Genomic DNA, 17,600 nt, shown 5'->3' on the forward strand with positions numbered 1-17,600 from the left:
TCCGCTGCCCAACCGATGCTCCGGGCCTCCAGTCCCACTGAATGCCCAACCCCGGACAGTGGAATTGGCCCCCTGAACCGGATCAGCCTGTGTGCTTCACGGGAGGAAAAGCCGGGCTGAACGCCGCGTGTGGCCGCCTTACGCGGGCAGCCAGAGGGCCTACGGGCAGTCCTGCGCCGCCACGGCCTGGCAGCCCAGGCCGGAGCCGGCGAGCGTGCAGGGCACGGTGTCCGCGAGCGCCTGCATGACGGCCCTGGACGACGCGCCGGTGCCGCGCAGCGTGGCGGACTGCTCCAGGTGGATGAAGCGGTCGGACGCGGCGGCGGCCTCCGTGAAGCACGCGTCCCCGGCGCCGTTGTCGATGCGGCCCTGCACGTTGCTGGTGCCGCACAGCGCGCGGTGCTTGCCGGAGTCATCCACCGCGTTGCAGGAGAAGGCCTTCTTCGTGCCCACCAGGTGGGTGTTGAGCGCGTCGCGCAGGCGGTTGGAGATCGACTCCGGCCGCAGCACGCTGGTGCCGTCGCTCACCACGGCGGCCTCCGGGCCGGTGCCCGCGTCCATGCCGTGGATGCTGGCGGCGATGGCGTCCGGGTAGGTGGCGCGCAGCGCGCGGTGCGCGGCGGTGAAGAAGTTGTTGCCGTAGTGCGCGGCGTCGGAGATGCGCAGGCCCTTCGTGCCGCACACGCTGGTGGTGCCGCTGCACGGGCTGGCGGTGGTGACGGCGCAGCGGTTGCTGCCGGTGATCAGCAGCGCGCGCGCGCCCAGCGTCACCAGCTGCGTGGCCGTCTGACGCAGCGTGCCCTCATCAGAGTCCGCGTGCGGCGCCTCCAGCCACAGGTTTCGTGCGGGGAACAGGTTGATGATGAAGGTGCCGCCGCCGCGCGCCAGCAGCCCCTGCTCGCGCACCACCAGCCAGCCGCCGCCCGTGGCGTTGCGGAAGGTGGACACGCCGTAGCCCATCCCCGCCAGGTCCTGCACCACCTGCGGGGTGGGACCTTCGGTGAGCAGCGTGCGGAAGGCGCCCTCGAACGCGGCCAGCTCCGTGCCGCCCGGCTCCTTGAAGCCGCCGCTGTTGGCCAGGGCGATGGGCGCCGTCTGGAGCCACGTCGTCAGGTCGCCCGTCAGGCTGGACAGCGAGGTGAGCGGCGCGCACACGCTTGCTGACTGCCCGGGCGTGCTGACGACCGGCGCCTCGGCGGTGGGCGTCTCGCCGGGCGTCACCGTGTCGGTGGGCGTCGGCGTGGTGGGCACCTGGCCCACGTCTTCGGCGGGCGCGGTGGGCTCGGTCGGAGAGGCCGGGGCCTGGCCCACGCTCCCGGGCGCGTTGATGGAAGAGGGGTTCTCCGCCACCGCGTCACTCGGTCCAGCGACGGCATTGCTGCACGCGGCTGCGAGGAGCAGGAGGCAGGAAAGGGACGTGCGCAGGGGGGACAAAGACATGGTCCTGTCCCGAACAGCATGCCCTGCGCATGCATTCGCATCCCGTCAATCCGGGATGACAGCCGGAACAGCGCCCGCACGCCTGTCCGCTCTATGTCGCCTGCCTGCTCAGGGCAGGGTCCGCAACAGTCCCTCCGCGTCGGGTGCGCCCCAGCCGGTGGGGATGTCCCAGCCCGGCCCGGCTTCGTACTGACGGTCGGTCATGCCCACGGTGATGTCTCGGAAGGTGTCCTGCACGTCGGGCAGCGTGTAGAGCTGCGAGTTGAGCCAGCCCACCGGCGGCTTCGCGGCTTGCGCGCGCGCGCCGTTCACCACGGAGATGAGCCCCGCGAAGATGGGCGAGGAGAACGACGTGCCGGTGTTGGGCGTGGTGACGCCCAGCCACGTGTACCAGTAGCCCGTGTCCGCGTTGAGCGCGACGTCCACCACCGCGCGCTTGGCGGGCATCGGGTAGAGGCCCTTCTGCCACTCGGGCGTGGCGAAGGTGCGGGTGATGCCGGAGCCGGAGTAGTACCAGGCCGTCTCGCCCGTCACCGTCATGCCGTTCATCTTCAACTGCGTGCCGCCCACGGCGGTGACGTAGGGGCTGTTGCCCGGCACGTCCACGCCCGCGGAGTCACCGCTCGCGGCGGCGATGGTGATGCCCAGCGCGGCGGCCATGGTGCTGGAGTGGCTGTACGCCTCGTGCACTGCCTTCGGCTCGGAGTCCTCGCGGTGCGCGAAGGACGTGGTGATGACGCTCACCTCGCCGCGCGAGATGGCCTCGTTGTAGGTGTAGAGGATGGACGTGTTGCGCGCGTCCGGGCCCATGTAGACGAGCACCTCCGCCTTGGGCGCCATCGCCGCGGCCCACTCCACGTCCAGCGTGCCCTCGCGGTAGCGCGTGACGGGCGGCTCCATGGTCTGGATGACCTTGGGGTCCTCGCGCTCGATGCCCCACATCTTCCAGAAGGCGCGCACGTCCTTCCACCGGAAGCCGGCGCCAATCACCACGCCCAGCTTCGTGCCCTGGCCCTGGTGGCCCTGCTGGTAGAGCGAGTCCACGTTGTACGCGCGCGCCACCTGCTGCGGCGTGAGGCCCCGGCTGACGGGGTTGGGTGGCTCCGTGGACGGCTGACCGAACTCGCCGGGCATCGTGCCTGTCGGCACGGGCAGGTCCAGCGCGACGACCGCGTGGATGCGCTTCTGCACGAACGCCGGCGCGTTGACGCTCTCCGTGAGGCCGTAGACGTCGTGCGGATCATTGCCGCCCTGGGGCGACTTGCGCTCCAGGACGCGCAGCTTCACGCCGAAGGCCTTGTTGAACTGGCCCACCGTCCCCACGAACTGCACCAGCAGCCGGTTGGTGGCGACGAAGGGCACCTGCATGCCCTCGGACTTCAGCCAGTCGGTGACGATGGTGACGTCCTTCTCCAGCGGAGCGTGCTTCGTCATCCACTCGGCGGGCGTCATGTACTGGCGGAAGCGGGAGCCGCCCGGCTTGTAGATGTCCGCGATGCGCTGCTCCAGCGCGTCCTTGTCGCGGATGGGGAAGGACACGAGCCCCCGGATGAGGTCCGTCTCCGGCGCCTCGCCCTTGTCCGTGTAGACGCCCGGCAGGGGCCCGGGGACACCGTCCGTCGTCGGGACGGGCGTGGGGTCCAGCACCTCCTCTTCCGGATCCGGCGGCGGTGGTGGCTCCACGACCTCGGGTGCCGGTGGCGGCTTGCCGGGCGGCGGCTGGGAGTTCTCGGAGTCGGGCAGGGTGGGCGTGGACTCCACCGGCGTTGGCCCGGGAGGCCGCGGCTTGCCCACCGACGTCAGACGGTCCGAGTCACGGCAACCGCCCAACCAACCCGCCAGCAGCAGAACACCCGTCAGGATGACTCCGCGTTTCATTGCGCCCCCAGCCCACGGTGACCCGCCTCGGGTCCGCCGCACCCCAGCCGTCCTCCCCCCTGGAGGACGTCGCCCATTGTGCGCCTGCAAGGTGTGCGCGATTGCCCTGAGAGGCAACTGTCATGGACAGGTAAATCGCGGCTACACTGTTGGCACTTCTTTGCCCATCCCATGCGGCTGCCGACAGCACTCCTGCTCCTCTTCTTCCTGCTGCCGAGCGCTGCGCTGGCGCAGGGAGACACGCGCATCACCTTCCTGGGCCGTCAGCTGGAAAAGGGAAGGGATCCGCGTGCCCGCTCACAAGCCGCGCTCGTGTTGGGCGCCACCGAGGATCCCGAGGCGGTGACGCCTTTGTGCGGCGGCCTCAAGGACCCCAGCGAGCTGGTGCGCGCGGCGGTGGCGAAGGGCCTGGGCGCCCTCCTGGAGCCGGGCGGGCTCGACTGCCTCCAGGCGGTGAAGGGAGAGACGGACACCACGGTGCAGGCGGCGGTGGCGGAGTCCATCAAGGCCATCAAGGCCTACCAGGCGCGCCGGCCGCGCTTCTACCTGTCGCTGGACACGCTGAAGGACAAGACGGGCAGCGTGCCCGCGGAGCTGGTGAAGGTGACGGAGGCGCGGCTTCGCTCCAAGCTGGTGCGCCGGGGCGCGCAGCTGGCGCCGGAGAAGGAGTCCAAGGCCGGGGCGAAGGGCGTGCTCAAGAAGCTGGGTGTGCACGGCTACCGCATCACGGCGGAGATCCAGAAGACGGACAGTGGAGGCCTGCGCCTGGCGCTCCTGTGCATGACGTACCCGGAGCAGTCCCTGATGGGACAGGTGGAAGTGAACGCCGCGGGAGCTCCGCCCGCGGACCTGTTGAAGGCCCTGATCCCCCGAGCCATCGAGGAAGCCGCCGCGACCTTCGACTGGAGCAGCGAGACATGACGACGACCACGGCCCAGGCCCCGACGACGAAGCGCCGCTGGCGCAACTACCTGCTCGACGCGCCCTTCCAGCTGAAGCTCACCGCGTACATCGTCGGTGTGTCGCTGGTGATGGCGGCGCTGCTGGGCATCTTCCTGGTGCGCGCGGCGAACTCGCTGATGCACGAGACGGCGACGGCGGTGGACGCCCGCTCGGCGGCGGCGGAGGTGAGCCGCGAGCTGTCCGGCGCCACGCTCTCCAACGAGCTGATGGCCCACATGAACGACCCGGCGTTCGAGAAGCAGTTCCGGGAGCAGGCGCAGGCCATCGACGCCAAGTACGAGGCGGAGCGCTCGGCCATCGTCGCGCAGCGCGCGGAGCTGGAGCGCCACCAGCACCTGACGTGGTGGGTGCTGGGCGGCTGCCTGCTGACGTTCATCGTGGTGGTGGCGCTGGCGACCATCGTGGTGACGCACCGGATGGCGGGCCCGCTCTTCCGCATCAAGCGCATGATGCGCGAGGTGGCCGACGGCAGCCTGAACCCGCCGCAGCACGGCCTGCGTGAAGGCGACGAACTGCAGGACGTCTTCGAGGCCGCGCGGGACATGACCCAGCGGCTGCGCGCGCGGCAGACCGAGGACTCGCGCGCGCTGTCGGAGGCCCTGGCGCAGGCACGCGCGAGCGGCGCCACGGGCCCCTGGGTGGACGAACTCAGCGCCCTGGAAGCGCGCTACCGCGAGCGGCTGGCTCGATAGGGAAGAGCTGGGGGCTCACACCCGCGCGGTATCGGCGGTGAGCCCCATCTGCATCAGCTCCGAGTGCAGCAGCAGCCGCGCCTGCGCCCACGGCAGCGCGACGACGCGGTAGCCCGCGAGCGCCTGGAGCAGCATGGGCCGGTAGCTGGCGTGTCCGGGGTCGGCGATGACGACGATGCCCCGGTCCGTGGTGGAGCGGATGAGCCGCCCGACGCCCTGGCGCATGAGCAGCAACGCGCGCGGCAGCCGGTACTGGAGGAAGCCCAGGTACTCGTTGCCCGCCTTCGCCAGCGGCTCCTCGCGCGCGGCCACCAGCGGCCGGGACGCCGGCTCCAGCGGCAGCTTGTCGATGAAGACACACCCCACGCCGCGCCCGGGGATGTCCACGCCCTGCCAGAAGCTCTTGGTGCCCAAGAGCACCGTGCCCGTGTCGCGCTCCTGCCGCGCCGCCAGCGACCGGCCGTGCCCGCGCGACTGGCGCAGCACTTCGATGCCGTGCGGCTCCAGCCGCGCCTGCACCTCGCGCGACACCCGCTCCAGCCGCCGCGTGGACGCGAACAGGCCCAGCACCCGGCCGCCCATCACCTGCGCCAATCCGGAGATGCGCCCGGAGGCCCAGTCGATGAACGGCTCCTCGTGCGCGCGCGGCGCGTCGGTGACGAGCACCACCAGCGCCTGCTGTCCCAGGTGGAAGGGCGACGGTGCGCGCAGGAGCGGCGGCTTCAGCCCCAGCCGCTTCAGCACGAAGGGCACGCCGTCCCCGGTGCCCAGCGTGGCGGACGCCATCACCAGCGCGCGTTTGTTCGCGGCGAAGTCCTTGGCCACGGCCTCGGACACGTCCACCGGCTGCGCGCCCACGCTCCAGCGCCCCTTGCGAGGCTCCGCCCGCGCCGCGTAGCAGCGCTTCGCGTCCGGCTCTCCGGCCAGCTCTCCCGCGAGCACCGACAGCTCACCCAGCTCCGTGGTGGCGCCGGCCAGCTCCCGCTCCAGCGACGGCTGCTTCACCGCCAGCTCCGGCAGCGCCGCCAGCACGCGCACCGCCAGCAGCGTGTGCACGCGCTGCAGCGCCGTGCGCACCGCCACCAGCCCCTCGCGCACGGGCTCCCAGGCGGGCAGGGCGCGCACCGCGTCCGTCACCCGCAGCTCCGGCGCGTACGCCGCGTCGTCCGCGTCCTCACCGGGCATCGCGGACGCGGGCTCGCACAGGGCCGTCACCTGCTCGCCCAGCGCGCGCGCCTCTTGAAGCAGCGTGCGCAGGGCGTCGTCCACTTCGGACATCAGCACGCGGGACTCATCCCGGCGCGTGGCCGCGAGCGCGCGGCGCAGCTCCGCGAAGAGGCCCCGGCGCCCGTCGCGCCCGTGCAGCCGCTCCGTGAGGCGCAGGAAGGCCAGGTCGGACAGCTCCACCGTGAGCGCGGTGGTGGCCACGTCCTCCAGCTCGTGCGCCTCGTCCAGCACCAGGTGGTCCAGGCGCCCGTAGCGCGCGGGCCACGCGAACGCGAGCGACTGGTTGATGACCAGCACGTCCGCCTCGCGCGCCTGCGCCACCGCCGAGTGGTAGAAGCACTTGTGGTGATGCGGGCAGCGCTCGCCCAGCGTCGTCGCCGCCTCGGAGCGCACCGACGGCACCAGCCCGTGCATCCCCGGGAAGCGCTCGCGGAACCAGTGGCTCAGCCGGTCCAGGTCTCCGTCCAGGCTGCGGCGCAGGTACGCGCGCACGTAGGCCCGGGGCGCTCGCGCGGTGTGGTTCATCCCCGGCTCCACGCGCGTGGCCTCCAGCGCGCGGCGGCGGCACAGGTAGTTCGTCTGGCCCTTGAGCAGCGCATAGCCGAACGCGCCGCCCGTGGCCTGGTGCAGCCGGGGCAGGTCCTTCTCCAGGAGCTGGTCCTGGAGCGTCTTCGTGTGCGGCGCCACGCCGACCTTCAGGCCGTTGCGCGCGGCGAACAGCGCGGCGGGCGTGAGGTACGCCAGCGACTTGCCCGTGCCCGTGCCGGCCTCCACCGCCACCTGCCCGCCGTCCGACAGCGTGCGCGCCACCGCGTGCGCCATCTCCAGTTGCGCGGGCCGGGACAGGAACCCGCCCCCGCGCTCCAGCGCGCCGCCGGGGCCCAGGATTTGCGCCACCTCGTCCGGCCGCACCGGCAGTGGCGTCGCGTCCAGCTCGGGTTCGGGAGGCGGCCTGCCGCCATTGGCGCGCTTGCGCTCCGGCCGCGCGCGCAGGAAGCCGCCCGTCGTCTCCAGGTTCAGCGGCACCGGCGTCGCCCGGCACGCCTCCCACAGCCGCGACAGCAGTCCCAGGAGGGGCCGCGCCTCCGCGTCCGCCGCCAGGTCGCGAGCGTCCTCCTCCGTCAGCGTGTCCAGCAGCGGCGTGGGCCCCAGCGCCGCGCGCGCGCGCGGATCCAGGGTGGCCAGCAGGTCCGCCACGTCCTCCGCGCGGCCGTCCCGCACGCAGCCGTCCAGCGCGTGCACCAGCACCGCGTGCACCGCCACGCAGTCGTGGAGCGCGCGGTGCGGCTGCTGCGAGCCCAGCTTCGCCCACCGCATCAGCGACTCCAGCGAGTGGCTGGGCAGCTCCGGGTGCAGGTAGTGCATGAGCTCGCACGAGTCGAGCACCGGCACGCCGCCGAGCACGTCCGGGAGGAAGCCCTTCTCGAACGGGGCGTTGTGCGCCACCACCGTCCAGCCCTTCAGCCGCTCCCGCAGCTCCGCGCGCTCCGCGTCGAAGCGGGGCTGTCCGGCGAGCTGCGCATCGGAGAGGCCGGTGAGCCGGCGGATGGTGAGGTTCAGCGGGCGCGACGCCGAGTACAGCCGGGAGAAGCGGTCCACCTCCCGGCCATGCTCGAAGAAGAGGCAGCCCACTTCGATGACCTCATCCACGCGGGGGTCGAGCCCCGTCGTTTCGAGGTCCAGGAAGACGTGCCGGGTGAAGAGCTCCGAGCTGCCCATGCAGGGCGTCGAGCCTACCCGGCCGGGGGGACATCGCCAGTTAACGGGCGGCGGCCCCCCACCGGCTCAGTCCACGACGAAGGTGCCGGCGATCATCTTCCCCATCGCGCAGCCGTACTTCAGCGTCCCGGACTGGTTCGGCGTGAACGCAATCTCCACCGGCGTGTCCAGGGGCAGCTTCGTGTCGATCTTGTACTCGTCCATCACCAGCTCGGTGGCGCACGTCATGTCCGTCTTGCGCGTCACCACCAGCTTCACCGGCTCGCCCTTCTTGAGCTGCACCGGGGAGGGCTCGTAGCCCTTCTCCGTCACGGCCAGCTCCACCACGTGCACGCCGTTCTCCCGCCGTCCCACCTCCTGCGCGGCGGGCGCGGACGGCTCCTTCGCGGAGGACTCCTTGGAGCACGCCTGCTGGGACGCTCCCGCGAGGACCGCCGCCGCGGTGAGCGCGAGCCAGGGCTTGATGATGCGGGAGAAGAAGGGGCGCATGGACGGGGCTCCTTGTCGGAGGAGGGGAAGGAAGAAGGGCGGCCCGCCCGTGAAGGCGAAGGCCGCCCGGAAGTAACGGCACCGCGCGCGGATGTCAGCTCGCGGCGTCGGGCTTCGAGTCGTCCGCGTCGTCGGAGTCGTCCTCGGCGGGGGCCGGGGGCGCCTCGAAGCGCAGGAGCGCGTGCAGCGGGACGAACAGCTCGTGCCCGGCCTCACCCAGCAGCACGTCGAAGCGGCCCACGCGCAGGAGCGGCGCCTCCACCGTGATGCCGTTGCGCAGGGTGAGCTTCACCGTCTGCCCGATGTGCGGCAGGAACGGGCGCGGGTCCGAGTAGGGCCGCTTGTCCGGCTGCCGCGCCACCTGCGCCGGCTTCTGCGTGAGCTTCGCGTCGCGCTCCAGGTTCGGCATCAGCCGCTCCCAGTCACCCCTGCGCGCGATGAGCACCACCTGGAGCTTCTCCAGCCGGCCCGTGCGCTCGAAGGTGAAGGCGATGGGCTCCTCCGCCAGCAGCGTGTCCAGCAGCGACCGCTCCGCCAGCACCACGGACAGCTCGGTCTTCTGCTCGATGAACGCGCCCAGGAAGTCCGCGACGAGCGCGTTGTCCACCTGGCCGCGCGCCTGCTTGATGGCCGCCTTGCGCTGGCTGCGCTCCTTGCGCGCCATGAACTCCTGCACCGTCAGGCCGCTCTGGAGGATGCCGAACGCGTCTCCCAGCGACAGGCCCGGCGTCTGGCCCATGAGCTCGTAGACCTGGTCGAAGCGCTTCGCCTCCTCGGCGTGCAGCTTGCGCCAGATGCGCGCCTTCATCTTGCCTTCCAGCTCACCCTTGGCGATGCGCGCCGGCACGTGCTCGCGCGTGGCCAGCGCCAGGATCTGCTCCGGCGTGGGCGGCGGACGCGGCGTGCTGGGGCGCGCGAAGCGGCCCGGAGGCCCGCCCGCGCGTGGAGGCCCACCCATCCCGGGACCCCGGGGCGGGGGACGCGACGCGGCGCCCGGCGTGAAACCCGCCGCCGGAGGACCGGACGGCCGGGGAGGCGCCGAGGGGGCCGTCGACACCGGACCTGACGCACCCACCGCGCCCGGCGTGGTCCGGGGCGTGGGAGCGGACAGGCCCGCGGGGGCCACGGGGGTGGCCGGCCGGGGAGGCGTGGGCGCCAGCCCGGCGGGCTTGGGCGTGGGCGCGACCCCCGGGGTCGGGCGCGGGGCCGTCGTCGGGCGAGGTGCGCCTTCGGCGCTGGTGGGGGCCACCGGGGCGGAGGGCGCCACCGGCGTGGGCCGGGGCGTGGGCCTCGGCGTGGGGGAGGGGGTGGGGGCGGCCGAGGACGGAGTCACCGGGGCGCCGGGCGAACCCGGCCGCCGGATGACTTCGACTGCGGGGAGCACCCGCCGTGTCTTCCTGTCGTTCACGGTTGTACGTTACCTGATGCGCGGGGTCCGGGCATGCCCGGGCTCACGGCTGGGGGGATGCTGAAAAGTCCACCTTCCACCCGGACGGCTCCCTCACCATCCGGACCTCGCCCGACCTTCCCGCCGAGCGCACGACCAAGGTCGCCACGTCGCCCTCCTGGCGGAGCAGCGAAACCTCTTGAACATCGGGCGGCACGGGAACATTCGCGAAGAACAACGCGAGCGGCTCCGGCTTCACCATGCCTCCGGACGCGTCGCTCACCTGCTGGGCCCGCGTCTTCAGGACCTGCTGGGTCGGTTGCGACAGCACCGCGTACGCCTTGGGCAGCTCACCGCGCTGCACGTGCCGGTGGAACGTCTGGTAGGCCCCCACGGGGGAGTCCGGCTGGAGCCGGTTGCAGCCGCCCAGGGCGAGGAGGGCGAACAGCAGCCAGGTCGTCGTCGCGAGCGGGCGCATGGAGCCTCCGGTTTAGGTCAAACCGCAGCCGTGGGGAAGCGCGAGGTGCGTCACGCCGCATGCTGGTGGACGCGGTTGCGGCCCGTCCCCTTGGCTGAATAGAGGCTCGCGTCCGCCGCGCGCAGCAGCGCCTCCGTGCCCGGCAGGTCGTCCGCGGGCACCGTCGCCACGCCCAGCGACGCGGTCAGCTTCACCTCCTGGGAGCCTCCTCCGTCCGGCGCCTTCCACGTCAGCTCCAGCCGCTCGATGGCCTCGCGCACCCGCTCGCACGCCCGGAGCGCGTCCTGGGGGGCCGCCTCCGGCAGCAGGGCGATGAACTCCTCGCCGCCATAGCGGGCCAGCAGGTCCACCTCCCGCAGTGTCGCGCGGGCCGTCTGCGCCACCGCGCGCAGCACTTCATCTCCGAAGGGGTGGCCGAAGGTGTCGTTGATGCGCTTGAAGTGGTCGATGTCCAGCATCACCAGCGACAGCGGGGAGCGGTAGCGGCGCGAGCGCATGAACTCCTCGCTCAGCCGCTCCTCGAAGTAGCGCCGGTTGAACAGCCCCGTGAGCGCGTCCGTGCGGCTGAGCGCGAGCAGCTCCTGGCGGCGGCGGTCCAGCTCCCGGTTGGCCCACTCCAGCTCGCGGTTCTTCTCCAGCAGCGCGTCCTGCAGCGCCTTGAGCCGCAGCATGGACTTCACGCGCGCGCCCAGCTCCAGCATGTCGAAGGGCTTCACCAGGTAGTCGTCCGCGCCCAGCTCCAGCCCCTCCACCTTGCCCGCCGCCTGCCGGGCCGTCATCAGGATGACCGGGATGAAGCCGAAGCCGCCCTCGCCCGCGTTCGCCTTGACGATGCGGCACACCTCCACGCCGCCCAGGCCCGGCATCTCCACGTCCATCACGATGAGGTCGGGCCGTCCCGCGCGGATGGCGGACAGCGCCTGCGCGCCGTCCAGCGCTTCCTTGAACACGTAGCCGTGCGGGGCCAGGCCCTCGCGCACGTGCTTCACCTGCGCCGGATCATCGTCCACGATGAGCACGGTGCGTCCGGAGAAGTCATTCGCGGGTCCGCTCCGGCGCGCGCCCTCCGCCATCCGCTTCCTTTCGGCATCCGGCATGAAGCGCCCACCCCCCCAACAGGCTGCGGTCGTGGCCAACGTCGCGAGTGTCCCCCGGGGCGGGAACCCCGTGGGTGGATTCTCCCTTGGGTGGCGGGCGCTGCCAAGGGCCTCCACGGACTCCGCGAGGGGCCAGCGCCCCCCTTGCGTCCACGGCCTGACAGGCTTTGAGCGGACTACGGCGCGGGTTTCACCAGACGTGCGCGGTAGACGGGTTCTCCGGACGCCAGGTAGCGCCGCTCGCGGGTGGAGGGCACCTCCTCCGGGTCGTACGGGTGGAACACGCCCGCGCCCAGCGGGTTGTGGAAGCCCGCCTCCTCCAGGATGCCCAGCATGGCCACCGCGCGGTCCTGCACGTCGGTGCGCATGTCGAAGCGGCCGCCCGGCTTGAGCAGCCCCAGCATCAGCTTCGCGAAGTCCGGCTGCACGACCGCACGCTTGGCGTGCGAGCGCTTCCACCACGGGTCGGGGAACTGCAGGTGGATGACGTCCAGCGACCCGGGGGCGAAGATGCGCGGCACCACGAAGCGCGCGTCGGATTCGATGACGCGCAGGTTCTTCAGGCCCAGCTTCTCCCCGCGCATCTGCGTGTCGCGCGCGTACTTCTTGCGCCACTCGAAGGCGACGAAGCGCACGCCCGGATTGCGGCGGCAGTACTCCAGCGCATGGCCCCCCGCGCCGGAGCCGATCTCCAGCTCCAGCGGTCCCGTGAACCCGAACTCCGCGTCCCAGTCCGGGGGCGCTTCCAGGGGGACGAACTTGAGGCCGACCGGATCAGGGAGCAGGGCAGGGCGCATGGCGGGAGCGGGGGCCTCTAACCATGGAGCCGCGTGGGTTGGCCAGGGCAAAAGCGCGCGGGGTGGTATAGGTGGGGGCCATGAAGGTCTTCCAGTCCGTGTCCGAGGCGGGCCGCCAGCTCCAGGGACAGGCCCTCGCGCTGGGCAACTTCGACGGCGTGCACGTGGGCCACCAGGCGCTCTTCGCGGAAGCGCTGCGCCACGCCCCCGCCAACGCGCTCACCTTCCAGCCCCACCCGGGCAAGGTGCTCCAGCCGGACCTGGCGCCCAAGCTGATCACCCTGCTGCCGCGCAAGCTGGAGCTCTTGTCCGAGCACGGCCTGGGCCACGTGGTGGTGCAGCCCTTCACCCGCGACTACGCGCGCTCCACGCCCCAGGACTTCGAGTCCGCCCTCTTCGACAGCCTGGGCGTGGGCCACGTCGTCGTGGGCAGCGACTACACCTACGGCGCCCAGCGCGCAGGCACCGTCACCACGCTGCGCGAGGCCGCGGCGAAGCGGGGCGCCCAGGTGCACGTCGTGCAGCCGGTGAACGTGGACGGCGTCGTCGCGTCCTCGTCGCGGATCCGCGAGTACATCCTGGAGGGCAGGGTGGGCGCGGCCCGGCGCCTGCTCGGCCGCCCGTTCGACCTGGACGGCACGGTGGTGTCCGGCGCGGGCCGCGGGCGCACCATCGGCTTTCCCACCGCCAACGTGGACACGCAGAACGAGCTGCGCCCCGCGCCCGGTGTGTACGCCATCCGCGTGCGCCTGCGGGCGGAGGAGGGCGGCCCGTGGCGCCCCGGGGCGGCCAACATCGGCGTGAAGCCCACCTTTGGCGGCACGGAGGTCACCATCGAGGCGCACCTGCTGGACTTCACCGGTGACCTCTACGGAAAGGAGCTGCGCGTGCAGTTCCTGGAGCGGCTGCGCCCCGAGCAGCGCTTTGGTTCCGCCGCGGAGCTGGTGGGTCAAATCAAACGCGACGTGGAGGCCGCCCGCACCGTGGTGGCCCGCGACGACGGGTAGGGCCCGCGACGCCTCGAAAAAGGGGCGCCGGACAGCAAGGGAGCACGCCAGGGCGCCTTGACAGGCCGCGCATCGGTTTCCTCTAATCCGGGAGGATCCGTGCCAGGGCTTCAGGCCCCTGTCGCACGTCTTCCTTCCCCCCGCGGGTCCCGCCTTGGCCGGGGCTCTGGCTGTTCCCTCCTCACGCTCAAAGAGGCATCCCAGAAATGTCCGGTCGACTCGGTGAATTGCTGGTGCGCGAGAACCTCATCTCCGTCCAGCAACTCCGCAAGGCGCAGGAGGAGCAGCAGAAGAGTGGCGCGCGCATCGGCACGGCGCTCATCAAGACGGGCGCCATCGAGGAGTCGAAGCTCACCGACTTCCTGTCGAAGCAGTACGGCGTCCCGGCCATCAACCTGAAGGACTTCGACATTGATCCGGACATCATCAAGCTCGTGCCCAAGGAAGTGGCCGAGAAGCACCTGGTGATCCCGGTCAACCGCGCGGGCCCGTCGCTCATCGTGGCCATGTGCGACCCGTCCAACATCTTCGCGGTGGACGACCTGAAGTTCCTCACCGGCTACAACATCGAAGCCGTCGTCGCGTCGGAAATCTCCATCCGCGAGTCCATCGAGCGCTACTACGCGGAGAAGGGCCCGTCGCTGGAGGACATCGTCGGCGACGTGGCCGACGACATCGAGGTCGCCAAGGACGAGCAGGAGAACGTGGATGAGATGGCCCGGGCCGCGGACGACGCGCCCGTGGTCAAGCTGGTGAACCTCATCCTCATGGACGCCATCAAGAAGCGCGCGTCCGACATCCACATCGAGCCGTACGAGAAGGACTTCCGGGTCCGCTTCCGCATCGACGGCGTGATGTACGAGGTGATGCGCCCGCCCATGAAGCTGCGCAACGCCATCACCAGCCGTCTCAAAATCATGGCGTCGCTGGACATCTCCGAGCGCCGCCTGCCGCAGGACGGCCGCATCAAGATCAAGATCGGCGGCGGCAAGGAGATGGACTTCCGCGTGAGCGTGTGCCCCACGCTCTTCGGCGAGAAGGTCGTGATGCGCTTGCTCGACAAGAGCAACCTGCAGCTCGACATGACCAAGCTGGGCTTCGACGCGCAGCCCCTGGCCTGGTTCAAGGAGGCCATCGACCGGCCCTACGGCATGGTGCTGGTGACGGGCCCCACGGGCTCCGGCAAGACGACGACGCTGTACTCGGCGCTCTCCAGCCTCAACGACGTGGGCACCAACATCTGCACCGCGGAGGACCCGGTGGAGTTCAACTTCGCCGGCATCAACCAGGTGCAGATGCACGAGGACATCGGCCTGAACTTCGCGGCCGGCCTGCGCTCCTTCCTCCGCCAGGACCCCGACATCATCATGATCGGTGAGATCCGCGACTTCGAGACGGCGGAGATCGGCGTGAAGGCGGCGCTCACGGGCCACCTGGTGCTCTCCACGCTGCACACCAACGACGCCCCGGGCACGGTGAGCCGTCTGCTCAACATGGGCATCGAGCCGTTCCTCGTGACGGCGTCGCTCAACCTCATCCTCGCCCAGCGTCTGGCGCGCCGGCTGTGCCCCGCGTGCAAGCGCCCCGCGGAGAAGGTGGACGAGCAGGCCCTCATCGACGCGGGCATCCCGCCGGACAAGATGGGCACCTTCACCATGTACGAGAAGGTCGGCTGCCGCGAGTGCAACGACCGCGGCTACCGCGGCCGCGTGGCCATCTACGAGGTCATGCCCTTCTGGGACGGCCTCAAGGAGCTGGTCATCAACGGCGCCTCCGCCGCGGAGCTCAAGCAGGAGGCCATCCGCCTGGGCATGAGCAGCCTGCGCATGAGCGCGCTCAAGAAGCTCATGGACGGCATGACCACCCTGGAAGAGGTCGTGGGCAACACCGCGCCGGACCGCTTCTAGTCACCCCCTTCCTCCACCACTTTTCCCCCGACAGGACACGCATCCGTGGCCAACCTGCACCAGCTCCTCAAGGCGATGGTCGAGAAGGGCTCTTCCGACCTCCACATCACCACCGGCTCGCCGCCGCAGCTTCGCGTGGACGGTGAGCTCGTCCCGCTCAAGACGGCGCCGCTCACCCCCGTGGAGACGAAGCAGCTCTGCTACTCCATCCTCACGGACGCCCAGAAGCACAAGTTCGAGGAGGAGAACGAGCTGGACCTGTCGTTCGGCGTGAAGGGCCTGTCACGCTTCCGCGCGAACATCTTCATGCAGCGCGGCGCCGTCGCCGGCGCGTTCCGCACCATTCCCTTCAAGATCCTGACGTTCCAGGAGCTGGGCCTGCCGCCGGTGGTGGCGGAGCTGGTGAAGAAGCCGCGCGGCCTCATCCTGGTGACGGGCCCCACGGGCTCCGGCAAGTCCACCACGCTGGCCTCGATGATCGACAAGATCAACACCGAGCGTCATGAGCACATCATGACCATCGAGGACCCCATCGAGTACCTGCACCCGCACAAGAACTGCCTGGTCAACCAGCGCGAGGTCGGTGCGGACACGCGCAACTTCAAGACGGCCCTCAAGTACATCCTCCGCCAGGATCCGGACGTGGTGCTCGTCGGCGAGTTGCGCGACCTGGAGACCATCGAGGCGGCGCTCACCATCGCGGAGACGGGCCACATCTGCTACGCGACGCTGCACACCAACAGCGCGGTGCAGACCATCAACCGCATCCTGGACGTCTTCCCGCCGTACCAGCAGCCCCAGGTGCGCGCCCAGCTGTCCTTCGTGCTGGAGGGCGTGATGAGCCAGGCGCTCGTCGCCAAGGCGGGCGGTCCGGGCCGCGTGCTGGCCCTGGAGGTCATGGTGCCCAACCCCGCCATCCGGAACCTCATCCGCGAGGACAAGGTCCACCAGATCTACTCCTCCATGCAGGTGGGTCAGGCGAAGTACGGCATGCAGACGTTCAACCAGGCGCTCGCCGCGCTTCTGGCGCGCCGGCTCATCTCCCAGGACGAGGCCTTCGGCCGTTCCTCCGACCCGGAGGAGCTGCGCAACATCCTCGCCACGGGCGGTGCGCCGGGCGGAGCCCAGCGGCCGGCCGGGGGAGCGGGTGCCCGTTAGTTTTCCGACGTGAATTTCGCGGGTTAGACTCGCGCCCTCCCCGGAGGTCCAGGTATGGCAGCACCAGCGGTCCAGCAAAAGGCGACAGCGTCGAAGAAGAACACGGCCCAGTTCCTCTGGGAGGCGAAGACCAAGAGCGGGGAGAGCAAGAAGGGCGAGATGGAGGCCTCGGACATCGAGGCCGTCAATGCGCGCCTCAAGTCCCTGGGCCTCAACCCGACGAAGGTGCGCAAGAAGGGCACCTTCGACATGGAGCTGTCCCTGCCCGGGAGCGTGACGGGCAAGGACATCCTCATCTTCACCCGCCAGTTCGCGACGATGATCGACGCGGGCCTGCCGCTGGTGCAGTGCCTGGACATCCTCGCCAGCCAGATGGACAACCCCGCCTTCAAGAAGGTGGTGTTCGCCATCAAGGGCAAGGTGGAGCAGGGCAGCACCTTCGCGGACGCGCTGAAGGAGCACCCCAAGGTCTTCGACGAGCTCTACGTGCAGCTGTGCGCCGCGGGCGAGGTGGGCGGTATCCTCGACACCATCCTCAACCGGCTCGCCGCCTACCGTGAGAAGAACGAGAAGCTCAAGGCGAAGGTCAAGGGCGCCATGACCTACCCGTCGGTGGTCATCCTGGTGGCCATCGGCGTGACGGCGCTCCTGCTCCTCAAGGTGACGCCCGTCTTCGAGAAGATGTTCTCGGACTTCGGCTCGGCGCTGCCGGGACCCACGCAGGTGGTGGTGGACCTGTCGAAGCTCGCGCAGGAGTACTTCATCCACGCCGTCGTCGGCATCGCCGCGCTCGTCTTCTCCTTCACCTGGAGCTACCGCCAGCCCAAGGGCCGCAAGTTCTGGGACAAGACGTTCCTCAAGCTGCCCCTGTTCGGCGACGTGCTGCGCAAGGTGGCGGTGGCGCGCTTCACGCGCACGCTGGGCACGATGATCTCCTCCGGCGTGCCCATCCTGGACGCGCTGGACGTGACGGCGAAGACGGCCGGCAACCGCACGGTGGAAGAGGCCATCTACTACGTGCGCGGGAAGATCGCCGAGGGCAAGAACATCGCGGGTCCGCTGCTGGAGACCAAGGTGTTCCCGTCCATGGTGGTGCAGATGATTGGCGTCGGTGAGGCGACGGGCGCCATGGACACCATGCTCAACAAGATCGCCGACTTCTACGACGACGAGGTGGACGCGGCCATCGGCGCGCTCACGTCGATGATCGAACCGCTGCTGATGGTGTTCCTCGGCGGCGTGGTGGGTGGCTTCCTCATCGCCATGTACCTGCCCATCTTCAACCTTGCCGGCGCGATCAAGTAGCGCGCGGCTGGGAAGCTCCGCGTCGGGCGCGGCCCCGGGCCTGGGGCCCCGCCTGG

General features: G+C 70.7%; 14 protein-coding genes. 6 read left to right on the plus strand and 8 right to left on the minus strand.

The window, feature by feature from the left end; genetic code table 11:
* Positions 1–159: 159 nt before the first annotated feature.
* A complete protein-coding gene (locus JYK02_RS01595; RefSeq protein WP_207048082.1) occupies positions 160–1,440 on the minus strand; it encodes a hypothetical protein in 1,281 nt (426 codons plus the stop codon).
* Positions 1,441–1,548: 108 nt separating this feature from the next.
* Positions 1,549–3,318: a S53 family peptidase gene (locus JYK02_RS01600; protein WP_207048083.1), complete on the minus strand. Its 1,770-nt coding sequence runs from the start codon at positions 3,316–3,318 to the stop codon at positions 1,549–1,551.
* A 171-nt stretch (positions 3,319–3,489) separates the two neighbouring features.
* Between JYK02_RS01600 and JYK02_RS01605 the strand changes: the two genes are divergently transcribed.
* Together JYK02_RS01605 and JYK02_RS01610 are read left to right on the plus strand one after the other, a co-directional pair.
* Positions 3,490–4,239, plus strand: coding sequence for a HEAT repeat domain-containing protein (locus JYK02_RS01605; protein ID WP_207048084.1), 750 nt, complete (start codon positions 3,490–3,492; stop codon positions 4,237–4,239).
* Positions 4,236–4,973 (plus strand): signal protein, encoded by a 738-nt coding sequence (locus JYK02_RS01610; RefSeq protein ID WP_207048085.1) that lies wholly within the window; start codon positions 4,236–4,238, stop codon positions 4,971–4,973. The genes JYK02_RS01605 and JYK02_RS01610 overlap by 4 nt, the downstream gene beginning before the upstream one ends.
* A gap of 15 nt (positions 4,974–4,988) precedes the next feature.
* Here JYK02_RS01610 and JYK02_RS01615 read toward each other — a convergent pair whose 3' ends face one another.
* The 6 genes from JYK02_RS01615 to trmB all read right to left on the minus strand — a co-directional run bounded on the left by JYK02_RS01615 (position 4,989) and on the right by trmB (position 12,167).
* On the minus strand, positions 4,989–7,919 hold the full coding sequence (locus JYK02_RS01615; protein ID WP_207048086.1) for a helicase C-terminal domain-containing protein: 2,931 nt from the start codon (positions 7,917–7,919) through the stop codon (positions 4,989–4,991).
* Positions 7,920–7,985: 66 nt separating this feature from the next.
* Positions 7,986–8,408: a cupredoxin domain-containing protein gene (locus JYK02_RS01620; RefSeq protein ID WP_207048087.1), complete on the minus strand. Its 423-nt coding sequence runs from the start codon at positions 8,406–8,408 to the stop codon at positions 7,986–7,988.
* A gap of 94 nt (positions 8,409–8,502) precedes the next feature.
* Entirely contained in the window at positions 8,503–9,792 is a 1,290-nt protein-coding gene (locus JYK02_RS40310) for a hypothetical protein (protein WP_277991198.1), read from the minus strand.
* Positions 9,793–9,859: 67 nt separating this feature from the next.
* Entirely contained in the window at positions 9,860–10,273 is a 414-nt protein-coding gene (locus JYK02_RS01630) for a hypothetical protein (protein ID WP_207048089.1), read from the minus strand.
* Between the two features lie 50 nt (positions 10,274–10,323).
* Positions 10,324–11,370, minus strand: coding sequence for a diguanylate cyclase (locus JYK02_RS01635; protein WP_207048090.1), 1,047 nt, complete (start codon positions 11,368–11,370; stop codon positions 10,324–10,326).
* Between the two features lie 176 nt (positions 11,371–11,546).
* On the minus strand, positions 11,547–12,167 hold the full coding sequence (trmB, locus tag JYK02_RS01640; RefSeq protein ID WP_120527971.1) for a tRNA (guanine(46)-N(7))-methyltransferase TrmB: 621 nt from the start codon (positions 12,165–12,167) through the stop codon (positions 11,547–11,549).
* Between the two features lie 80 nt (positions 12,168–12,247).
* Here trmB and JYK02_RS01645 point away from each other — a divergent pair, with 80 nt between their 5' ends.
* The 4 genes from JYK02_RS01645 to JYK02_RS01660 all read left to right on the plus strand — a co-directional run bounded on the left by JYK02_RS01645 (position 12,248) and on the right by JYK02_RS01660 (position 17,544).
* Positions 12,248–13,174, plus strand: coding sequence for a bifunctional riboflavin kinase/FAD synthetase (locus tag JYK02_RS01645; protein WP_207048091.1), 927 nt, complete (start codon positions 12,248–12,250; stop codon positions 13,172–13,174).
* Positions 13,175–13,380: 206 nt separating this feature from the next.
* Positions 13,381–15,081: a type IV-A pilus assembly ATPase PilB gene (pilB, locus tag JYK02_RS01650; protein WP_207048092.1), complete on the plus strand. Its 1,701-nt coding sequence runs from the start codon at positions 13,381–13,383 to the stop codon at positions 15,079–15,081.
* A gap of 45 nt (positions 15,082–15,126) precedes the next feature.
* Positions 15,127–16,239: a PilT/PilU family type 4a pilus ATPase gene (locus JYK02_RS01655; RefSeq protein ID WP_207048093.1), complete on the plus strand. Its 1,113-nt coding sequence runs from the start codon at positions 15,127–15,129 to the stop codon at positions 16,237–16,239.
* A 54-nt stretch (positions 16,240–16,293) separates the two neighbouring features.
* Entirely contained in the window at positions 16,294–17,544 is a 1,251-nt protein-coding gene (locus JYK02_RS01660) for a type II secretion system F family protein (RefSeq protein WP_207048094.1), read from the plus strand.
* Positions 17,545–17,600: the final 56 nt, after the last annotated feature.

This window comes from Corallococcus macrosporus (assembly GCF_017302985.1).
Classification (GTDB): Bacteria; Myxococcota; Myxococcia; order Myxococcales; family Myxococcaceae; genus Corallococcus; species Corallococcus macrosporus_A.